This window comes from Streptomyces atroolivaceus (assembly GCF_000717025.1).
GTDB classification, from domain to species: domain Bacteria; phylum Actinomycetota; class Actinomycetes; order Streptomycetales; family Streptomycetaceae; genus Streptomyces; species Streptomyces atroolivaceus.
In genome coordinates, this window is sequence record NZ_JNXG01000021.1 from 187,467 (window position 1) to 202,392 (window position 14,926).

The 14,926-nt window shown below is 72.3% G+C and carries 10 protein-coding genes and 1 pseudogene; 5 read left to right on the forward strand and 6 right to left on the reverse strand.

Annotated features, from left to right (window positions below; all coding sequences use genetic code 11):
* Positions 1-45: 45 nt before the first annotated feature.
* The 3 genes from OO67_RS32465 to OO67_RS32475 form a co-directional block, all read right to left on the reverse strand.
* Positions 46-666, reverse strand: coding sequence for an Rv1733c family protein (locus OO67_RS32465; protein WP_033305374.1), 621 nt, complete (start codon positions 664-666; stop codon positions 46-48).
* 133 nt (positions 667-799) lie between these two features.
* Positions 800-1,624: an MOSC domain-containing protein gene (locus tag OO67_RS32470; protein WP_033305375.1), complete on the reverse strand. Its 825-nt coding sequence runs from the start codon at positions 1,622-1,624 to the stop codon at positions 800-802.
* A 45-nt stretch (positions 1,625-1,669) separates the two neighbouring features.
* Complete coding sequence (locus tag OO67_RS32475; protein ID WP_033305376.1) at positions 1,670-2,158, reverse strand: DUF6643 family protein; 489 nt, start codon at positions 2,156-2,158, stop codon at positions 1,670-1,672.
* A gap of 382 nt (positions 2,159-2,540) precedes the next feature.
* Between OO67_RS32475 and OO67_RS40255 the strand changes: the two are divergent.
* The 5 genes and pseudogenes from OO67_RS40255 to OO67_RS32495 form a co-directional block, all read left to right on the forward strand.
* Positions 2,541-2,687, forward strand: a pseudogene (locus OO67_RS40255) (nicotinamidase); the annotation flags it as partial.
* A gap of 520 nt (positions 2,688-3,207) precedes the next feature.
* Positions 3,208-4,134 (forward strand): terpene synthase family protein, encoded by a 927-nt coding sequence (locus OO67_RS32480; RefSeq protein WP_157841752.1) that lies wholly within the window; start codon positions 3,208-3,210, stop codon positions 4,132-4,134.
* 47 nt (positions 4,135-4,181) lie between these two features.
* Positions 4,182-5,786 carry a prenyltransferase/squalene oxidase repeat-containing protein gene (locus tag OO67_RS32485; protein WP_051710095.1) on the forward strand — a complete coding sequence of 535 codons (1,605 nt, stop codon included), beginning with the start codon at positions 4,182-4,184 and terminating at the stop codon, positions 5,784-5,786.
* Positions 5,787-5,892: 106 nt separating this feature from the next.
* On the forward strand, positions 5,893-7,443 hold the full coding sequence (locus tag OO67_RS32490) for a wax ester/triacylglycerol synthase domain-containing protein (protein WP_167748686.1): 1,551 nt from the start codon (positions 5,893-5,895) through the stop codon (positions 7,441-7,443).
* 146 nt (positions 7,444-7,589) lie between these two features.
* Positions 7,590-8,633, forward strand: a complete 1,044-nt coding sequence (locus tag OO67_RS32495; RefSeq protein ID WP_033305379.1) for a beta-ketoacyl-ACP synthase III — start codon at positions 7,590-7,592, stop codon at positions 8,631-8,633.
* 78 nt (positions 8,634-8,711) lie between these two features.
* Here the strand turns inward: OO67_RS32495 and OO67_RS32500 are convergent, their stop codons facing one another.
* The 3 genes from OO67_RS32500 to OO67_RS32510 all read right to left on the reverse strand — a co-directional run.
* On the reverse strand, positions 8,712-9,257 hold the full coding sequence (locus tag OO67_RS32500; protein ID WP_033305380.1) for a TetR/AcrR family transcriptional regulator: 546 nt from the start codon (positions 9,255-9,257) through the stop codon (positions 8,712-8,714).
* An 87-nt stretch (positions 9,258-9,344) separates the two neighbouring features.
* The gene (locus tag OO67_RS32505) at positions 9,345-12,548 is read right to left on the reverse strand and encodes a type I polyketide synthase (protein WP_033305381.1); all 3,204 of its coding nucleotides are present in this window, start codon (positions 12,546-12,548) and stop codon (positions 9,345-9,347) included.
* The coding region (locus OO67_RS32510; protein WP_033305382.1) for a type I polyketide synthase at positions 12,545-14,926 on the reverse strand (2,382 nt) is incomplete at its 5' end. The genes OO67_RS32505 and OO67_RS32510, both read right to left, overlap by 4 nt.

The following is a 14,926-nucleotide window of genomic DNA, read 5'->3' on the forward strand; positions in this document are numbered from 1 at the left end:
AGCGGCCCTGCTCAGCCGTACACGGGGGAACACGCGCCCCCGAGGTCAGCTGCCCGTACCCGTTCTGCCCCAGTCGGGGCCGACTTCGGCCCAGGCGCGGTCGAGCCTGGCGTACCGCCTCTGCATCATGCGCCATACGGCGAGCCTGCGGGCGATTTCCGTCAGACCGCCCGCGAGCAGCGTCGCACCGATGCCCGCGAGCACCGCGTGGGTGTGAGCCGTGGACACGTCCATGGGGCGCATCGCGGGGTCGCCCCGGCCGTCCGTCCAGATCCGTATCCGGGCACCGGGCGTGGTCTTCGTGGACGCCGTCGACACGGTGCCCGTACGTGCCGTACCGTCCGGGGCACGCCACTCGGCCACCACCGGCGTACGCATGGAGCCCTCGGCCACGGTCGCCGCCTCGGGGTCCTGGGCGAAGCGGGACGTGCCGGAGGCCGGGCGGACCACGACGGCCGCGGTGAGATGGCGTTGCTCGTGCTGGACCCGCACCGCTCGCTGGAGGGCGTCGTCCGTGAGTGAACCGGTCTTCCAGCCGGCCACCGGTGCCGCCAGGAGCATCAGCAGCAGCGCTGCCAGCGCCGCCCACGCCTCGTGACGGTCGGTGGCCCGGCACACGGGATTGTGCCGCCACCGCCGGATCCCCAGAACCGCTCGCACAGTCATGCACCCCCTTCCCTGTCCGTGATAACCCGGCGGGGCGGCGATTGCGTCCGTCGACGGTGAAGAGAGAGCAAGCTCACGCCGGCAACGCCCTACCTGCCACCCGGCGTTCGAGGACACCGCCGGGCCCGGGCGGTCAGCCGAGGACCCGCACCGGGTCTCCGGCCCGGATCACGCCGGTGCTCTCCGGGATCATGTTCTGGCCGAACAGCAGGTGCTTTCCGTCCCGGCGGTGCCGGGCGAGCGTGCGCAACGGTTCCTTGCCCCGCTCCGCCGTCCGCTGGTCGGTCGTCGTGATGACACACCGCCCGCACGGTTTCACGACGCGGAAGGCGACCTCCCCGATCGCGATCCGTCTCCAGCCGTCCTCGGCCCAGGGTTCCGTGCCGTCCACGACCACGTTCGGCCGGAAACGGTTCATCGGCAGCGGACCCTCGTCCGGATGATCCCCCCGCGCCACCCACGAGTTGAGCGCGTCCAGCGAGGCGCTCGCGGTGAGGAGAAGCGGGAAGCCGTCGGCGAGCGACACGGTCTCGCCCGGCCGGCCGAACTCCGGATCGACGGGCCTGCGGTGCGACGGCGCGTCCAGATGGACGAGCCGGACCTCCGCACCGAGGCGCGCGCTGAACCAGGCGTGAGCTTCGCCGGCGGCCACGGCCACCTCGACCTTGCTCCGATGGAGCTCGGCGACGACGGTGCGTGCCGGGTCGGGCACCTCCACGGTGAGCGACGGAGCCCCGGGCGCCGACACGGCCAGGCCACCACCGGGAACGGGATCGGCGGACAGCTGTGCCATGCAGGGCTGCTGACGCTGGGTGACGACCCTGTTCTCGTGGTCGATCAGCATCCACCGTCGGTCGCCGTCGAGTCCCCATGGCTCGACGGCCGCCTCGTCGGCCGCGCGTGCGGCCAGCGACTTGACCGGATGGATGTACACGGCACTGAGTACAGGAGGCAGCATGCGTTCATCCTGCCAGCCGTCAGTGACGGTGCGCGGCAGCGCCAGTCAGTACCCCCGCCCCTGGTACGGGCGATGGTGAGGATCCTCGTACGGCGACTGCGCGGGAGCGGGCGCGGGCCGGGGCGAAGCGGGACGCATGGCCTCATAACCCGTACCGGGCCGCTGCTGTTGCGGCTGCTGGTAGCCGCGCGGCGCCGACGGCTGCTGCGGGATGTACGGCGCGGGCGCGTGCTGCAGCTGTGCGGGCTGCATCATCGGTGCCTGCTGCATCCCGGCGTTCTGGTACTGCGGCTGCGCCGCCTGCTGCGGGTAACCGTAGGACCCGGTGGGCTGGGACGGGGCCGCGGGCAGCGCGGGGAGCGCCGACGGCAGAGCCGGCAGGTAGCTGTTCCCGGTGTCGTAGGCGGCAGGGACCCGGATCGGTGCGATCTGGGGGGTTCCCCGCTCGGCGACGAGGGAGTCGTAGATCGGGGTGTCGGCGAACGACGGCGCGGCGTAGTAGCCGCTGCCGTAGGTGGAGCGGGGGGAGGTCATGACACATAAGTTAAGCCCACGATGTGCCGGTTGGGGAGCCCCAATCTTGGGGTTATCCGTTTTACGCTGCTTTTGGGGGCTTGACCTGCCAAGACACCGTCAAAGCCTCCGTCGGCAGCGGGGTAATCCGTTCCAGGGCCCCTGACGGACGAGAAGCGACGAGTGGGCCGCAAGGGACGCGCCCGTGTCGCTCCGGCAGGGGCGGAGAGCTTCGACCACAAGCGCGTGGAACCCATCGGCAAGCGGACGACCACCGAGGACGGAGACCGCGGCGGCCGGGCGCCACCGCCCGACCTCTCAAGGTCAAGCACCGGGGCCTCGGAGGTGATGTGTGGTTCGGTGAACGCCTGCATCCGTGCGGGTGAGCACGGGGTGTCGGTTCGCGACGGATCACTGCGCGCGTGCGAGCGCCCTGGGTGCCGTGAGAGCCGGCTTCCGCGGCCGGGTGCTCCTGGACCACTCGGTGGGTGTCGCCCCTGACGCCACGTCATCGGCGCCGGACGACCTCCGTCGGGCAGGAGTCGCCCTTCTCCGGTGGGACACCGGTGCCGCGACAACCGCCCGGCACCGCGGTGTCGGTCATCACCGGGCAGTCACGGATCCTGGAACGGAAAGCCACACGTGCTGCTCGGGTTCCACACCCACGCGGTCCGGCCGGTGGCATCGGGGAGAAGATGCCCGAGCCGCCTCGGCGGAAGCCGCAGGGGTGGCGTGACCCCCGGCCGGACGCGTGCATTCGAGTGAATGTGAAGCAGCTGAAACGTTCACGCTCGCGAGGGTGCTTCGGCGTGCCCTGATGCTGGGGCCGACGAAGGGGAGGCTCTCATGCGGCTCCGCACCGGGATCCCCGGCGGTCTCGTTTCCACTGCCGGTGCCTTGGCGGCGCTCGGTCCGTCCGGTGCGAGGCCGCCGGTGCCGGGGGAGAAGAGCTCGGCACCGGGCGATGGCCGTGTCGGTGTGCTTCCGGCCCTGGGCTGAGTGCGATGTCCCAAGGGGCTGTGGTGCGTCCGGCCGGCGCGGGTCTCCCGGCTGACGCGAGGGGCAGGCGGTTGAACTCCTCGGTGCTGAGCTGGGCGCGGTGCCTGGGGCTGGTCACCTGCACCGCGGAGGACGAGCGTCTCGCTGCCATGAGGCTCGGAGAGTTCGCCGCCCGTGCGGTCCCTGAGGCCGGTACGGCTGCGGCTGAGCTGACGGCGCACTGGGCCGCCTTCGTCTGTCTGGTCGACGACAGGCTCGACCGTGGCGGCCTGGGCTCTCGCCCCGAGGAGGTCCGTGAGCTGTTCGACCGGTTGTCGGGTGTGCTCACCTCCACCCGCGCCGTCGATCCGTGCGGCGGGACGGAGGCGGCTCTGGCCGACCTGTGGGGCCGTACGGCGCCTGGCGGGTCCTCGCGGTGGCGGGAGCGGTTCGTCACCGACTACGGCGAATTCGCCCGGGCGACGTACGAGGAGGCCGCAGGCCGCCGGGACCGCATCCGGTTGCCGCTCGGCGACTACATCCTCCTGCGCCGCCGGACCATCACCGTCTTCCCGATGGCCGACGTCGTGGAGCGGACCGCGAACGCTCCCTGGCCGCTCCACCGTGGCTGTGACGAGGGCGTGAGTGCCCTGCGGAGGGCGGCGGCCGATGTGGCGGGCTGGACCAATGATCTGGTCTCGGCGGGCGGCGACCTGCGGGCCGGCCAAGAGAGCCTGGTTGCTGTCGTGGGGCGCGAGCACGGTTGTTCCCCGTCGGCCGCGCACGAACGCGTGACGGCGATGCGGGACGACAGGCTTCGGGAATTCCACGCGACCGCGGCTGCCCTGGCCGCTGGTGACGGCGTGCCAGGGGCGGCCCGGGAGCCGCTGCGGCGTCATGTGCTCGCGCTTCAGTCCTTCGTGGCCGCGACATTGCACTGGCTCGGTGTCACCGGCCGGTTCGAGACCCGCTGGTTGCCGGGCCGTCACGGCGGCCCTGTTCCATCTGCCTCGCTCTGACCGCTCGACCTTCCCCTGTGCCACCCCGTCCGCTAGGAAAGCCGCTGATGAGACCCCTCGCCCCCGAGTATCTGCCCCCCGCTTGGCCCGCCTCGCTCTTCCCCGCCGGGCTGCCCTCGGCGCGGGGCCGGATCGTCGCCGGACTCCTTGAGAAGGTCGGCGCGGACGGCGCCGTCCGCGACGGATGCAGGAGCCGCGTCCTCGAGTCCGCGCTCACCCTGGCCCTCCTGCGGCGGCACGGGCTCCGGCACGCCGGAGCCCGTGCCGGCCTCGTGCGTTATCTGGAGCGGCACCGCACCGGCAGCCTGCTGGATGCGGTGCTGGCCGAGACCGCTCTGGTAGGGGGCGAACATCCGATACGCCCCGAGGTGCTCGAGACGATCGTGTGCCAGGTGCCGGACTTCGCCGGGGCGCGGAAGCGCGCTCTGGCCCACGCCCTCTTCGTGATGCTCGGTGCAAGTCCCGGCCGTGACGGCTGGGACCGCGAGGCCTTCGACGTGAGCGCGCTGCATCCCTGGGCCGTCGTGCAGGTCACCGCGGTCAGGGCCGTCCTCGGCCGGGCAGCCGGGCAGCCGCCGCTTTCCGCGGACGACCTCGCCCTGCTGGTGTCCACCCAGCGGCGCGGGACCGTGTGGGAAGGGAATCTCCTCATTCACCTCTCGGTTCTGCACGCCCTCGCGGACCTGCCCGGCACGAGTGCCACGGTCGACGAGGGTCTGCGTACCGCACTCCTCCATCAGCAGTCGGACGGAGGCATGCCGTTCGTCACCGACACGGACACGTGGTCCACGGTCACCGCGGGGCTCGCCCTGCACACTGCGGGTGCGCCACAACGGGTGCTGCACCGTGTCGCACGGCACCTCGTGACGGTCCAGCAGGAGGACGGCGGATGGTCGTACACCGACCGGGCGCGGCTCTCGGACACGGACTGCACCTCCGTCGCGATCGAATTCCTTCATCAGCTCGATCCGTGCGGCTACCGCGACTCGATCCGGTGCGGCGTAGAGGCACTGATCGCTGTGCGCGGCGCGGACGGAGGATTCCCTACGTACGGAGCCGGCACCCCCTCCGAGGCGTGCATGACAGCCGCCGCCGTCAACGCGCTGAGCACGAAGGACCGCCTCCCTCACAGCACGGTGCAATCGGCTCTCGAGTACCTGACGCGCATTCAGGATCAGGACGGCTCGTTCCCTCCCGGCTGGAGCAGAAGCCGACTGCACACGCTCTTCAGGGTCCACCTCGCCGTCGGCCACTCGAACCGGCAGGCCTCTCCTTCCGTCCGCGCCATGCGCGAACGGATCACCTCCCTGGTGTGTGCCGACCAGCGCGACGACGGCGGCTTCGGGCAGCAGGACGGCAGCCGGAGTGACCCGATCAGTACCTCCTACGCCCTGATCGTTCTGGCAGGGGGTCGCGACCCGGCTCCGGCCGCACGCGCTGCCCGCTTTCTGCTGTCCCATGTGCGCTCCGACGGCTCCGTCGACTCACCGGCCGACATGGTGGGCCCTCGTCCCTTCCCCTACCGCGTCCCCGTGCTGGCCGACACCTTCACCCTGCTCGCGCTGGGCCACCTGACCTCTCGCATCCAGCCTTTCCGCCCTCTCACCCCTGGTCCCCGGCCCGGAGCGGCGAGACCTGCCGTGACCCTCTGACAGCCCCCTGAGCACCCCCGTCCCAGTCCCGCACACACCCTTGTCCGGAGAGCGCCCCGTGACCACCCTCCCGCGCCCCACATCCATGGACCTGACCATGCACCGCATGGCTCAGACCCACCCCTCCAATCCTCAGACCATCGGGGTGGTTCTCCACCTGGACGGATCCCCGCCCTCCCTCGCTGAACTCCGCGGCCACATCGCGAACCACCTGCACGACGAGCCACGCCTCACCCACCACCTCCACGGATCCGGGCTCAAGGCACGCTGGCGGGACCAGCCCGCGCCGGACCTCGACACGCGCGTCAGGTCGCGACACGTCCCACCCGGTGACTCCCACCTGAACAACGCCCTGCACGAGCTGGTGGCACATCCGCTGCCCGGCACAGGCCCTCTGTGGGACGTATGGCTGCTCTCCGGCTACGCCACGGACCGCTATGCCATCTGCTGGCGAGCTCACCACAGCACTCAGGACGGCATGGGTCTCGTCGGTACGCTGCACACCCTCTTCGGCACCACCGCCCCGCCGGCAGCCGCACCCGCCGGCCGTGCCGGTGTCATGACCCTTTTGCACACAGTGCGCAGCGCGCTCGTGGCGCACGGCCACGGCTTCTGGACCGATCCCGCCCGGACTCCTAGCGGCATCCGCGTCGTCAACTGGACGTCGGTTCCGACCCAGCAGTTGCGCGCCGCGGCCGTGGCGCGTGGCGGTGACACGAACGACGCCTTCCTGGCGGCGCTGAGCGGGGCGTTGCGCACGTGGTGCGCGGACAACTGGCCGGCTGGTGCCGGGAAGCCGCTCTCCGCCATCACGATGATCAACCTGCGCCGTTCCGGGGAACGTACACGGCCCGGCAACCTCTGCACATTCGCCCCCGTGCCACTCCCGTGCGAGGAGCCCACGGCCGAGACCCGTCTCGACCGCGTCATCGCAGCGACCCGGGCCACCAAGGACCCCGCCCGGCAGAACGCCCTGCGCGCCCTGATGGATCTGACCCCGGCCAGGGCCTTCTACACGCTGGCCGACCGCCTGACCAGCCCGGCCCGGGCTCCCATGACCACCTCGTACGTGGCGATCCACCGGCCTCTGTCCTACCGGGGCGACCCCGTCACCCATGTCCAGCCCTTCACTTGGCTGCCACGCAACCAGCCGGCGTCCGTCGTCGCGTGCAGTTACAACGGCACCACCAGCGTCTGCTTCGTCAGCGACGCGGCGCTTCCCGGAGTCACCAGCCTGCCCGCACTGTTCGACGAGGCGGCCGGAGAACTGCCGAACGGACAGCTCGGTTCACCGGCTGAACCGCCAGGCCGGACCACCGGTCCCGAGATCCCGCCTCCCTCACCCGCACCGGCCGACGAGAACACCACCCAGGTGGTCATCGACTTCAGCTTCGTCAAGGACCTGCTGGTCGACCACGGCGCTCTGCCCGCAGAGCCGATCACCCAGGATGCGACCCAGTCCCAGGCCGGCATCGACTCCATGGCCGTGACCACACTGTCCATGGCTCTCGAGGACCGTATCGGCCTGCTCGTCACCGAGGACGACCTCGCGCAGGCTGCCACGGTCGCCGACCTGGTCGACCTGATCGCTCGACGCGCCGCACTCCCGACCCCCTCGAACGCACCGTCGTCCCCCGCCGTGGACCACCTGACGTGAACTACCCGCCGGGCCGGGGCCCTCCCCGCCGGCAACGGACGCCAGGTGCGACCAGTCCGGTCCTGCCCCACACCGGTCCGGACACCACCCACCGTCGACGCCGACGAAGCAGCCCGCCACGTCCGACACCCGATCAAGGTGAGCCCATGAACACTTCGCCCGATGCCCTGCTTCCACCGCCGCCACGATCCGCCCGACTGATCGGCCTGGGTTCATGGCTACCGCCGCGCCGCGTGCCCAACGCGGAACTCTGTGGGCGACTTGACACGTCGGACGAGTGGATCCGCACCCGTATCGGCATCGCCACGCGGTACATCGCGGATTCCGCCACGGCCACCAGCGACCTCGCGGTGGAAGCGGGGATACGGGCGATGAAGTCGGCGGGGGTGGAGCACGTCGACGCCGTGGTCCTGGCAACAGCTACTCCTGACCATCCTGTACCCGGCACCGCGCCGACGGTGGCCCACAGGCTCGGGCTCGGTCAGGTACCGGCGTTCGATGTCGGCGCCGGCTGCTCCGGCTTCGTCTACGCGGTCACGGTCGCCGCAGCGCTCGTCCAGGCGGGCACCGTCCGGACCGTCCTGGTCGTCGGGTCGGAGAAGATGTCGGCCATCGTCGATCCGGCCGACCGGGCCACGGCGCCCATCTTCGGTGACGGGGCCGGCGCCGTCGTTCTGCAGGCCGCACGGGCGGATGCACCCGGCATCCTCGGGCCGGTGGCATGGGGCAGCGCAGGTGAGCAGGCCGACGCCATCCACATCCCCAACGGCGGATCCCGCCGGCCGTCGAGCACGTCCACGGGGGAGTACACACGGGATCGCTACGTGCACATGCAGGGCAATGTGGTGCTCCGTCACGCGGTCCGCCACATGACCCAGGCAGCCCGGGACGCGGCGTCAGCAGCCGGGTGGGCCCTGACGGACATCGACCGGTTGATCGTCCACCAGGCGAACGCCCGTATCAGCGCGGGAGTGGCCGACGCTCTGGGCATTCCGGCCGAACGTGTGCCGTCCAACATCGCCGAGGTCGGCAACACCTCGGCAGCCTCGATCCCCCTGTTGCTGGCCTCCGCGGCAGCCGAAGGCAGACTGACGGCCGGACACCGGGTGATGCTGGCCGCATTCGGCGCGGGTCTCACGTGGGCAGCCACCACCCTGGTATGGCCACCCGGTCTGCGCCCCCTCAGCTGAGGCACAGCCGGGCGGCGGGCGCCCGCGAGGCCGAACACCTCCACCGCCGCACTCGACCCGCGACGGGGCGACGCCCGGTCAGAGCCGCGGCGGCCACAGTCCGTCGATGAGGACGGTCAGCACCTGGCCGGCCTCGTCCGGGGCATGTTCACGCGTCCAGGCCGCCGCAGCGATCAGCGCGAACAGCTCGGAGGCCGTGATGTCGTCCCGTACCTCCCCGGCCCGCTGCGCCCGCTCCAGCAGTTGCTGGCCGGAGGACTGCATCGACGTACAGGCGTTGTTCAGCTCGGACGTCTCGTCCTTGAGACTGTCCATCAGCATCGTCACGAGACCCCGGTACGTCGTGGCGTGGGCCACGGCGGCCCGGACCCATGTCGCCAGCGCCGCTCCTGTCGGCTCCGTGGCCAGCAATTCCCTTGCTGTGCTGCCGAGCTCGGAGATGCTGTCGCGGAGCATCGTCTCGAGCAGACTCTCCCGGGTCGGGAAATGGCGGTAGAGCGTCGCGTTGCCCAACCCCGCCTGTCGGGCGATGTCGTCGAGCGACGTGTGGATACCGTGCTGGTCGAAAGCCTTCTTGGCCTCGGCCAGGAGTCGCTCGTAGTTGCGGCGGGCGTCTGCGCGCATCGCGCTCTCTCCTCCTTGCCGTGCTGGAAGCGGTGCCGTTCCCGCAGGAGACGGGAGCGGCACCGAACCGGGGTGTGACCCCGTATTCTATCCTGCCTCCCCGCCGATCTCCGTTGCCAGCCGCCTAGCCAGCTCGGCCGGGGTCGGATGGTCGAAGGCGACCGCCGCGGGCAGTCCGAGCCCCGTTGCCTCGCTCAACAGGTTCCGCAGCTCGAGCCCGGTGAACGAGGTGAAACCCGACTCCAGGAACGTGGCGTCCGAGGCGATCTCCGCCACGGACTCGTGCCCGAGCACCGAGGCGGCGGTCACGCGTACCAGCTCCAGGAGCTCCGCCTCCCGCTCCCGCGGGCCGAGCTCGGAGAGGTGCCGGCGCAGGGCGGTGTGTCCGAGGGCATCGACGACGTCGGAGTCGCCACCCTGCGCCGGGATCGAGGGGGCGGCCGACTCCTCGGAGGGCCGCCGGCCGGGTCCGTCCAGCCAGTACGCGCGCCGCTGGAACGCGTACGGGGGAAGTGACGCGCGCCGGCCGGAACGGGACGGGCCGCCCCAGTTCACCGGGCGGCCGTGCGCCCACGCCAGGCCGAGCGCCGTCAGCAGCGTCCGCAGCTCGGGACGGTCGCCCCGGAGCACCGGAGCCAGGACCGCCGGCTCCTCCCGCAACCCCTGCCCGGCGAGCGCCGCCAGCACCCCGTCCGGGCCGAGTTCGACGTGCACACGGACCCCTTGGTCCTCCAGGTGGCGGACGCCCGGGTGGAAGCGCACAGCTTCGCGGACGTGCCGCACCCAGTAACCGGGGGAGCACAGTTCGTCGGCCGTCGCGGGCAGACCGGTCACATTGGAGATCAGCGGGATCACCGGCGGCTTGAAGCTCAGTGCGGAGAGGGCGCGGTGGAACGGGTCCAGAATCCCGTCCATATGAGGGGAGTGGAAGGCGTGGCTGACCCGCAGCCGTTTGGTCTTGCGGCCTCGCGACCGCCAGTGCGCGGTGGCCTCGGCCGCGGCGTCCGCGTCGCCCGAGACGACTACGGAGAGAGGACCGTTGACGGCGGCCACCGCCAGGCGTCCCGTGTACCCCTCGGCCAGGAAGGCTTCGACCTCTTCCTCCGAGGCCTGCACGGACACCATGGCGCCGTCGCCACGCGCCTGCTCCATGAGCCGGCCGCGGACGGCGACGAGCGCGACGCCGTCGCCCAGCGTGAGCACCCCGGCCGCGTACGCTGCCGCCAGTTCGCCCACCGAATGCCCGATCACGAAGTCCGGAACGAGCCCGTGGTGTTCCATGGTCCGGAACAAGGCCGTCTCCAGCGCGAACAGGGCGGCCTGCGCGTACTGCGTCCGGTCCAGGAGCGCGGCCTGCGGGGTCCGCGGCGCCGCGAAGACGACCTGGCGCAACGAGTGGTCCAGATGTTCGTCGAAGAGTCCGCACACCTCGTCGAACGCCGTCGCGAAGACGGGATGAGCGTCGTACAGATCCCGGCCCATGCCGGGCCGCTGGCTGCCCTGACCCGTGAACAGGAAGGCCGTCCGCGACCGGTGCCCGGCCCTGCCCCGGACGACACCGGCCGGCCTGGCCCCGGCCGCGAGGTCCGCCAGAGCGCGCAGCAACGTCTCCCGGTCCTCACCCAGGACCACGGCCCGGTCCTCCAGAGCCGGGCGGGCGGCCAGCGCCCCGGCCACCTCGGCGGCGGTGAGCGAGGGATGGGCCCCGAGGTGATCGAGGAGCCGGCGTGCCTGCGCGGCCGGTGCTCCGGCGCCACGACCGGAAAGCGGCCACGCGATCACCGGCAGCGGGGCGATCACCGCGCGTGTACCCGTGTCCGGCTCCGCGCCCTCGGCCGCGTTCTCCGGTTCCGGGGCTCCGGGGGGCTCCTCCAGGATCAGGTGCGCGTTGGTGCCGCTGATCCCGAACGAGGAGACGGCGGCCCGGCGGGGCCGGTCCTCCTCCGCCGGCCACGGGCGGGGCCGGGACAACAGACGTACCGTCCCGCTCTCCCAGTCCACGTGCGGCGTCGGCTCGTCCGCGTGCAGAGTGCGGGGCAGCACTCCGTGACGCAACGCCATCACCATCTTGATGACGCCGCCGACCCCGGCCGCCGCCTGGGTGTGCCCGATGTTCGACTTGAGCGCGCCCAGCCACAGGGGCCGGTCCGCGGACCGCTCCCGGCCGTAGGCGTTGAACAGCGCCTGCGCCTCGATCGGATCGCCCAGCGTGGTGCCGGTGCCGTGGGCCTCCACGGCGTCGACATCGGCGGGGGTCAGCCTGGCGTTGGCCAACGCCAGGCGGATGACCGCTTCCTGGGCCGGACCGTTGGGCGCGGTCAGCCCGTTGCTCGCGCCGTCCTGGTTCGTGGCGCTGCCCCGGATCACGGCGAGGACGTCGTGACCGTTGCGCCGGGCGTCGGAGAGCCGCTCCAGGACGATCAGCGCGGCGCCCTCACCGAAACCGGTGCCGTCGGCGGAGGCGGCGAAGGACTTGCACCGGCCGTCGGGGGACAGCCCCCGCTGCCGGCTGAACTCGGTGAACAGGCCCGGTGTGGACAGGACCGTCGCCCCGCCGGCCAGCGCCAGCGTGCACTCACCCTGGCGCAGGGCCTGGGCCGCGAGATGGATGGCGACCAGGGAGGAGGAGCAGGCGGTGTCGACGGTGACAGCCGGCCCCTCGAAACCGAAGGTGTACGCGATCCGGCCAGTGGCGACCGACGGAGAGGTGCCGTTGCCGATGAACCCCTCGACCTCCGCCGGGATGTACGGGAGCCGCGCCGCGTAGTCGCTGTACATCAGCCCCGCGAACACCGCCGTCCTGCTGCCACGCAGCTCCCGCGGATCGAGACCCGCGTGTTCCAGCGCCTCCCACGCGGTCTCCAGGAGCAACCGGTGCTGCGGGTCGGTGGCCAGCGCCTCGCGGGGGCTCAGCCCGAAGAACCCGGCGTCGAACTCGATGGCGTCGGGCAGGAACCCGCCGCTGCGCGTGTAGGAGGTGCCGGAGCGGTCCGGATCCGCGTCGTACAGCGCGTCGAGGTCCCAGCCGCGGTTCTCCGGGAAACCGCCGATGACATCGGCACCGGAGTCCACCACCCGCCACAGATCCTCGGGCCCGCGGACACCGCCCGGGTAGCGGCAGCCGATCCCGACGACCGCGATCGGCTCCCGGGCGGCCGATTCGACCTCGGCGAGCCGCTGCCGGGTCTCATGCAGGTCGGCTGTGATCCACTTGAGGTACTCGACGAGCTTCTCCTCCTGGGAGGCGGATCCCGCGGAGTCCGTGCTCGTGCTCTTCGTCGGCGTCGTCACTTCGGCTGGGCCTTCCTGCGGAATTCGCTGTCGATGAGGTCGAGGAGGTCGGTGGCCGACGCCGACTCGATACGGGCGGCCACGTCCGGTGCCGGGCCGGCCGGAGACGCTGCCGGCGCCTCCAGCCCGCGCAGCAGTTCCCGCAGCCGCCTGCCGACCTCCGTACGGATGCCCGTGTCGGCGTCGGGGGTCAGGGCCAGAGCCTGTTCCAGGGCGTCGAGCCCGGCGAGCGGACCGGCGACCGGCACGGGACCCGCGGCCGCCCCGGCCGCCGCCTCCGTCCGCGCCCGGCTGTGCAGGAGAGCGGCGAGCGCGGCCGGCGAGGGGTGGTCGAAGACCACGGTCGCGGGCAGCCGCAGCCCCGTCGTGGCGCTCAGGCGGTTACGGAACTCCACCGCCGTCAGGGAGTCGAAACCCAGCTCCTTGAAGGAGTGCTCGTCGTCGATGAGGTTGGTGTCGCGGTGGCCGAGCACGACGGCTGCCGTCTCGCGGACCAGGTCGAGCACCAGCCGTTCGCGCTCCTCCTCCGGTACCGACGCCAGCTGTTCCACCAGCGACTTCGGCGCCTGGACGACAGCCGCCCGGCGAGCCGGGCCCTTCGCCAGGGAGCTGAGGAGCGGCGGGAGGAGCCCGGCCCCGGCCCTGCGTCGCAGCTCCGTCCGGTCCAGGCGCGCGGCGACCACGGCGGCCGGTGCGCCGGCCAGGGCGCTGTCGAGGAGGGTGAGCCCGTCCTCTGCCGTCAGCGGGACGACACCGTCGCGTCCGAGCCGGTCGCGTTCCCGGTCGTCGAGGTGGCCCGTCAGGGCACTGCTGTCCGCCCACAGGCCCCAGGCCAGGGAGAGCGCGGGCAGGTCAAGGGCGCGGCGGTACGCGGCCAGACCGTCCAGCAGGGCGTTGGCGGCGGCGTAGTTGCCCTGCCCCGCGTTGCCCACGACACCCGCGAGGGAGGAGAACAGCACGAAGGCGGCGAGTGGCAGTTCACGGGTCAGCTCGTGGAGATGCAGCGCGGCGTCCGCCTTGGCGGCCAGGACCGTGTCGAGCCGCTCCGGCGTCAGCGACTGGATCACCCCGTCGTCCAGGGCCCCGGCCGCGTGCACCACCGCCGTCAGCGGGTTGTCGGCGGGCACGGTGGCCAGCAGTGCGGCCAGCGAGGCGCGGTCGCTCACGTCGCACGCCTCGATCCGGACCTCCGCGCCCAGCGTGGTGAGTTCTGCGGTGAGCTCGGCGGCCCCCGGGGCGGCCGGCCCGCGCCGACTGGTGAGCAGCAGACGCCGGGCCCCGTGTCCGGTCACGAGCCGGCGGGCGACCAGGCCGCCGAGTGTGCCGGTCGCGCCGGTGACCAGCACCGTGCCGTCCGGGTCCCAGGCTCGCCGCGATGCCGCCGGGGTGGTGCTCGGGACACTCGGCGCCTCGGTGAGCCTCGGCACGTACGACGCGCCCTCTCGCAGGGCGATTTCGTCCTCGCCCGCCGCGACGGCCGAACCCAGGGCGCGCAGCGAGGCCGCCGTCCCGTCGTGGTCCACCAGCACGATCCTGCCCGGGTTCTCGGTCCGCGCCGTGCGCAGGAGTCCCCATACGGCGGCTGACACGGGATCGAGGCCGTCACCGTCGCGCACGGCTACGGCGCCGCGCACAGCCACCAGCAGCGTGCTGGTGGACAGGCGTTCGTCGTCCAGCCAGTCGCGCAGCAGCGCGAGGAGAGGGGTCAGCGCGGCCCGGACGCCGGCGCCGGTCGGCGCGCCGTCGGGCGGCGTCCCGTCCGCCTGTGTCCTCACGCTGCCGCGCGTCCCGGGGAGTGGGGCCACCACCGTGTCCGGCAGCTGTGCGGAGCCGTTCGCGACGGCGGCGCCGAGCTCGGCCGGACCCGCGAACACGGCCGCGTCCAGGGACTCCGCGAGCTCATGGGTGTCATCCCCGAGCACCGCCCAGGTCCCCCGGGCCGGATCCGATGGGGTGGCCGGGCCGGTCACCCACTCCACCGTGTACAGGGGCAGGGCGTCCGCGCCCTTCGACCGCAGCGCGGCCAGCTCCGTCACCGGCAAAGGCCGTAGCGCCAGGGCTTCACAGCGGATGACGGGCGAGCCGTCCGGGTCGGTGACCCGGAGGGCGACCGAGGTCTCCCCGATCCTGGTCAGCCGCACCCGCAGGGCCGTGGCGCCGGTGGCGTGGCAGGTCACCCCGCTGAAGGAGAACGGCAGCAGGACGGTGTCCTTCTCCCCGTTCCCGGACCCACCCCCCGACCCGTCACCGGTTCCGCCGCCCGGCGTCAGCGCCAGCGGGTGCAGGGCGGCGTCGAGGAGTGCGGGGTGGAGTGTGTGGCCGGTGGTGTCGGTGTCGTGGGGGAGGCTGACTTCGGCGTAGAGGTCGTCGCCGTCGTG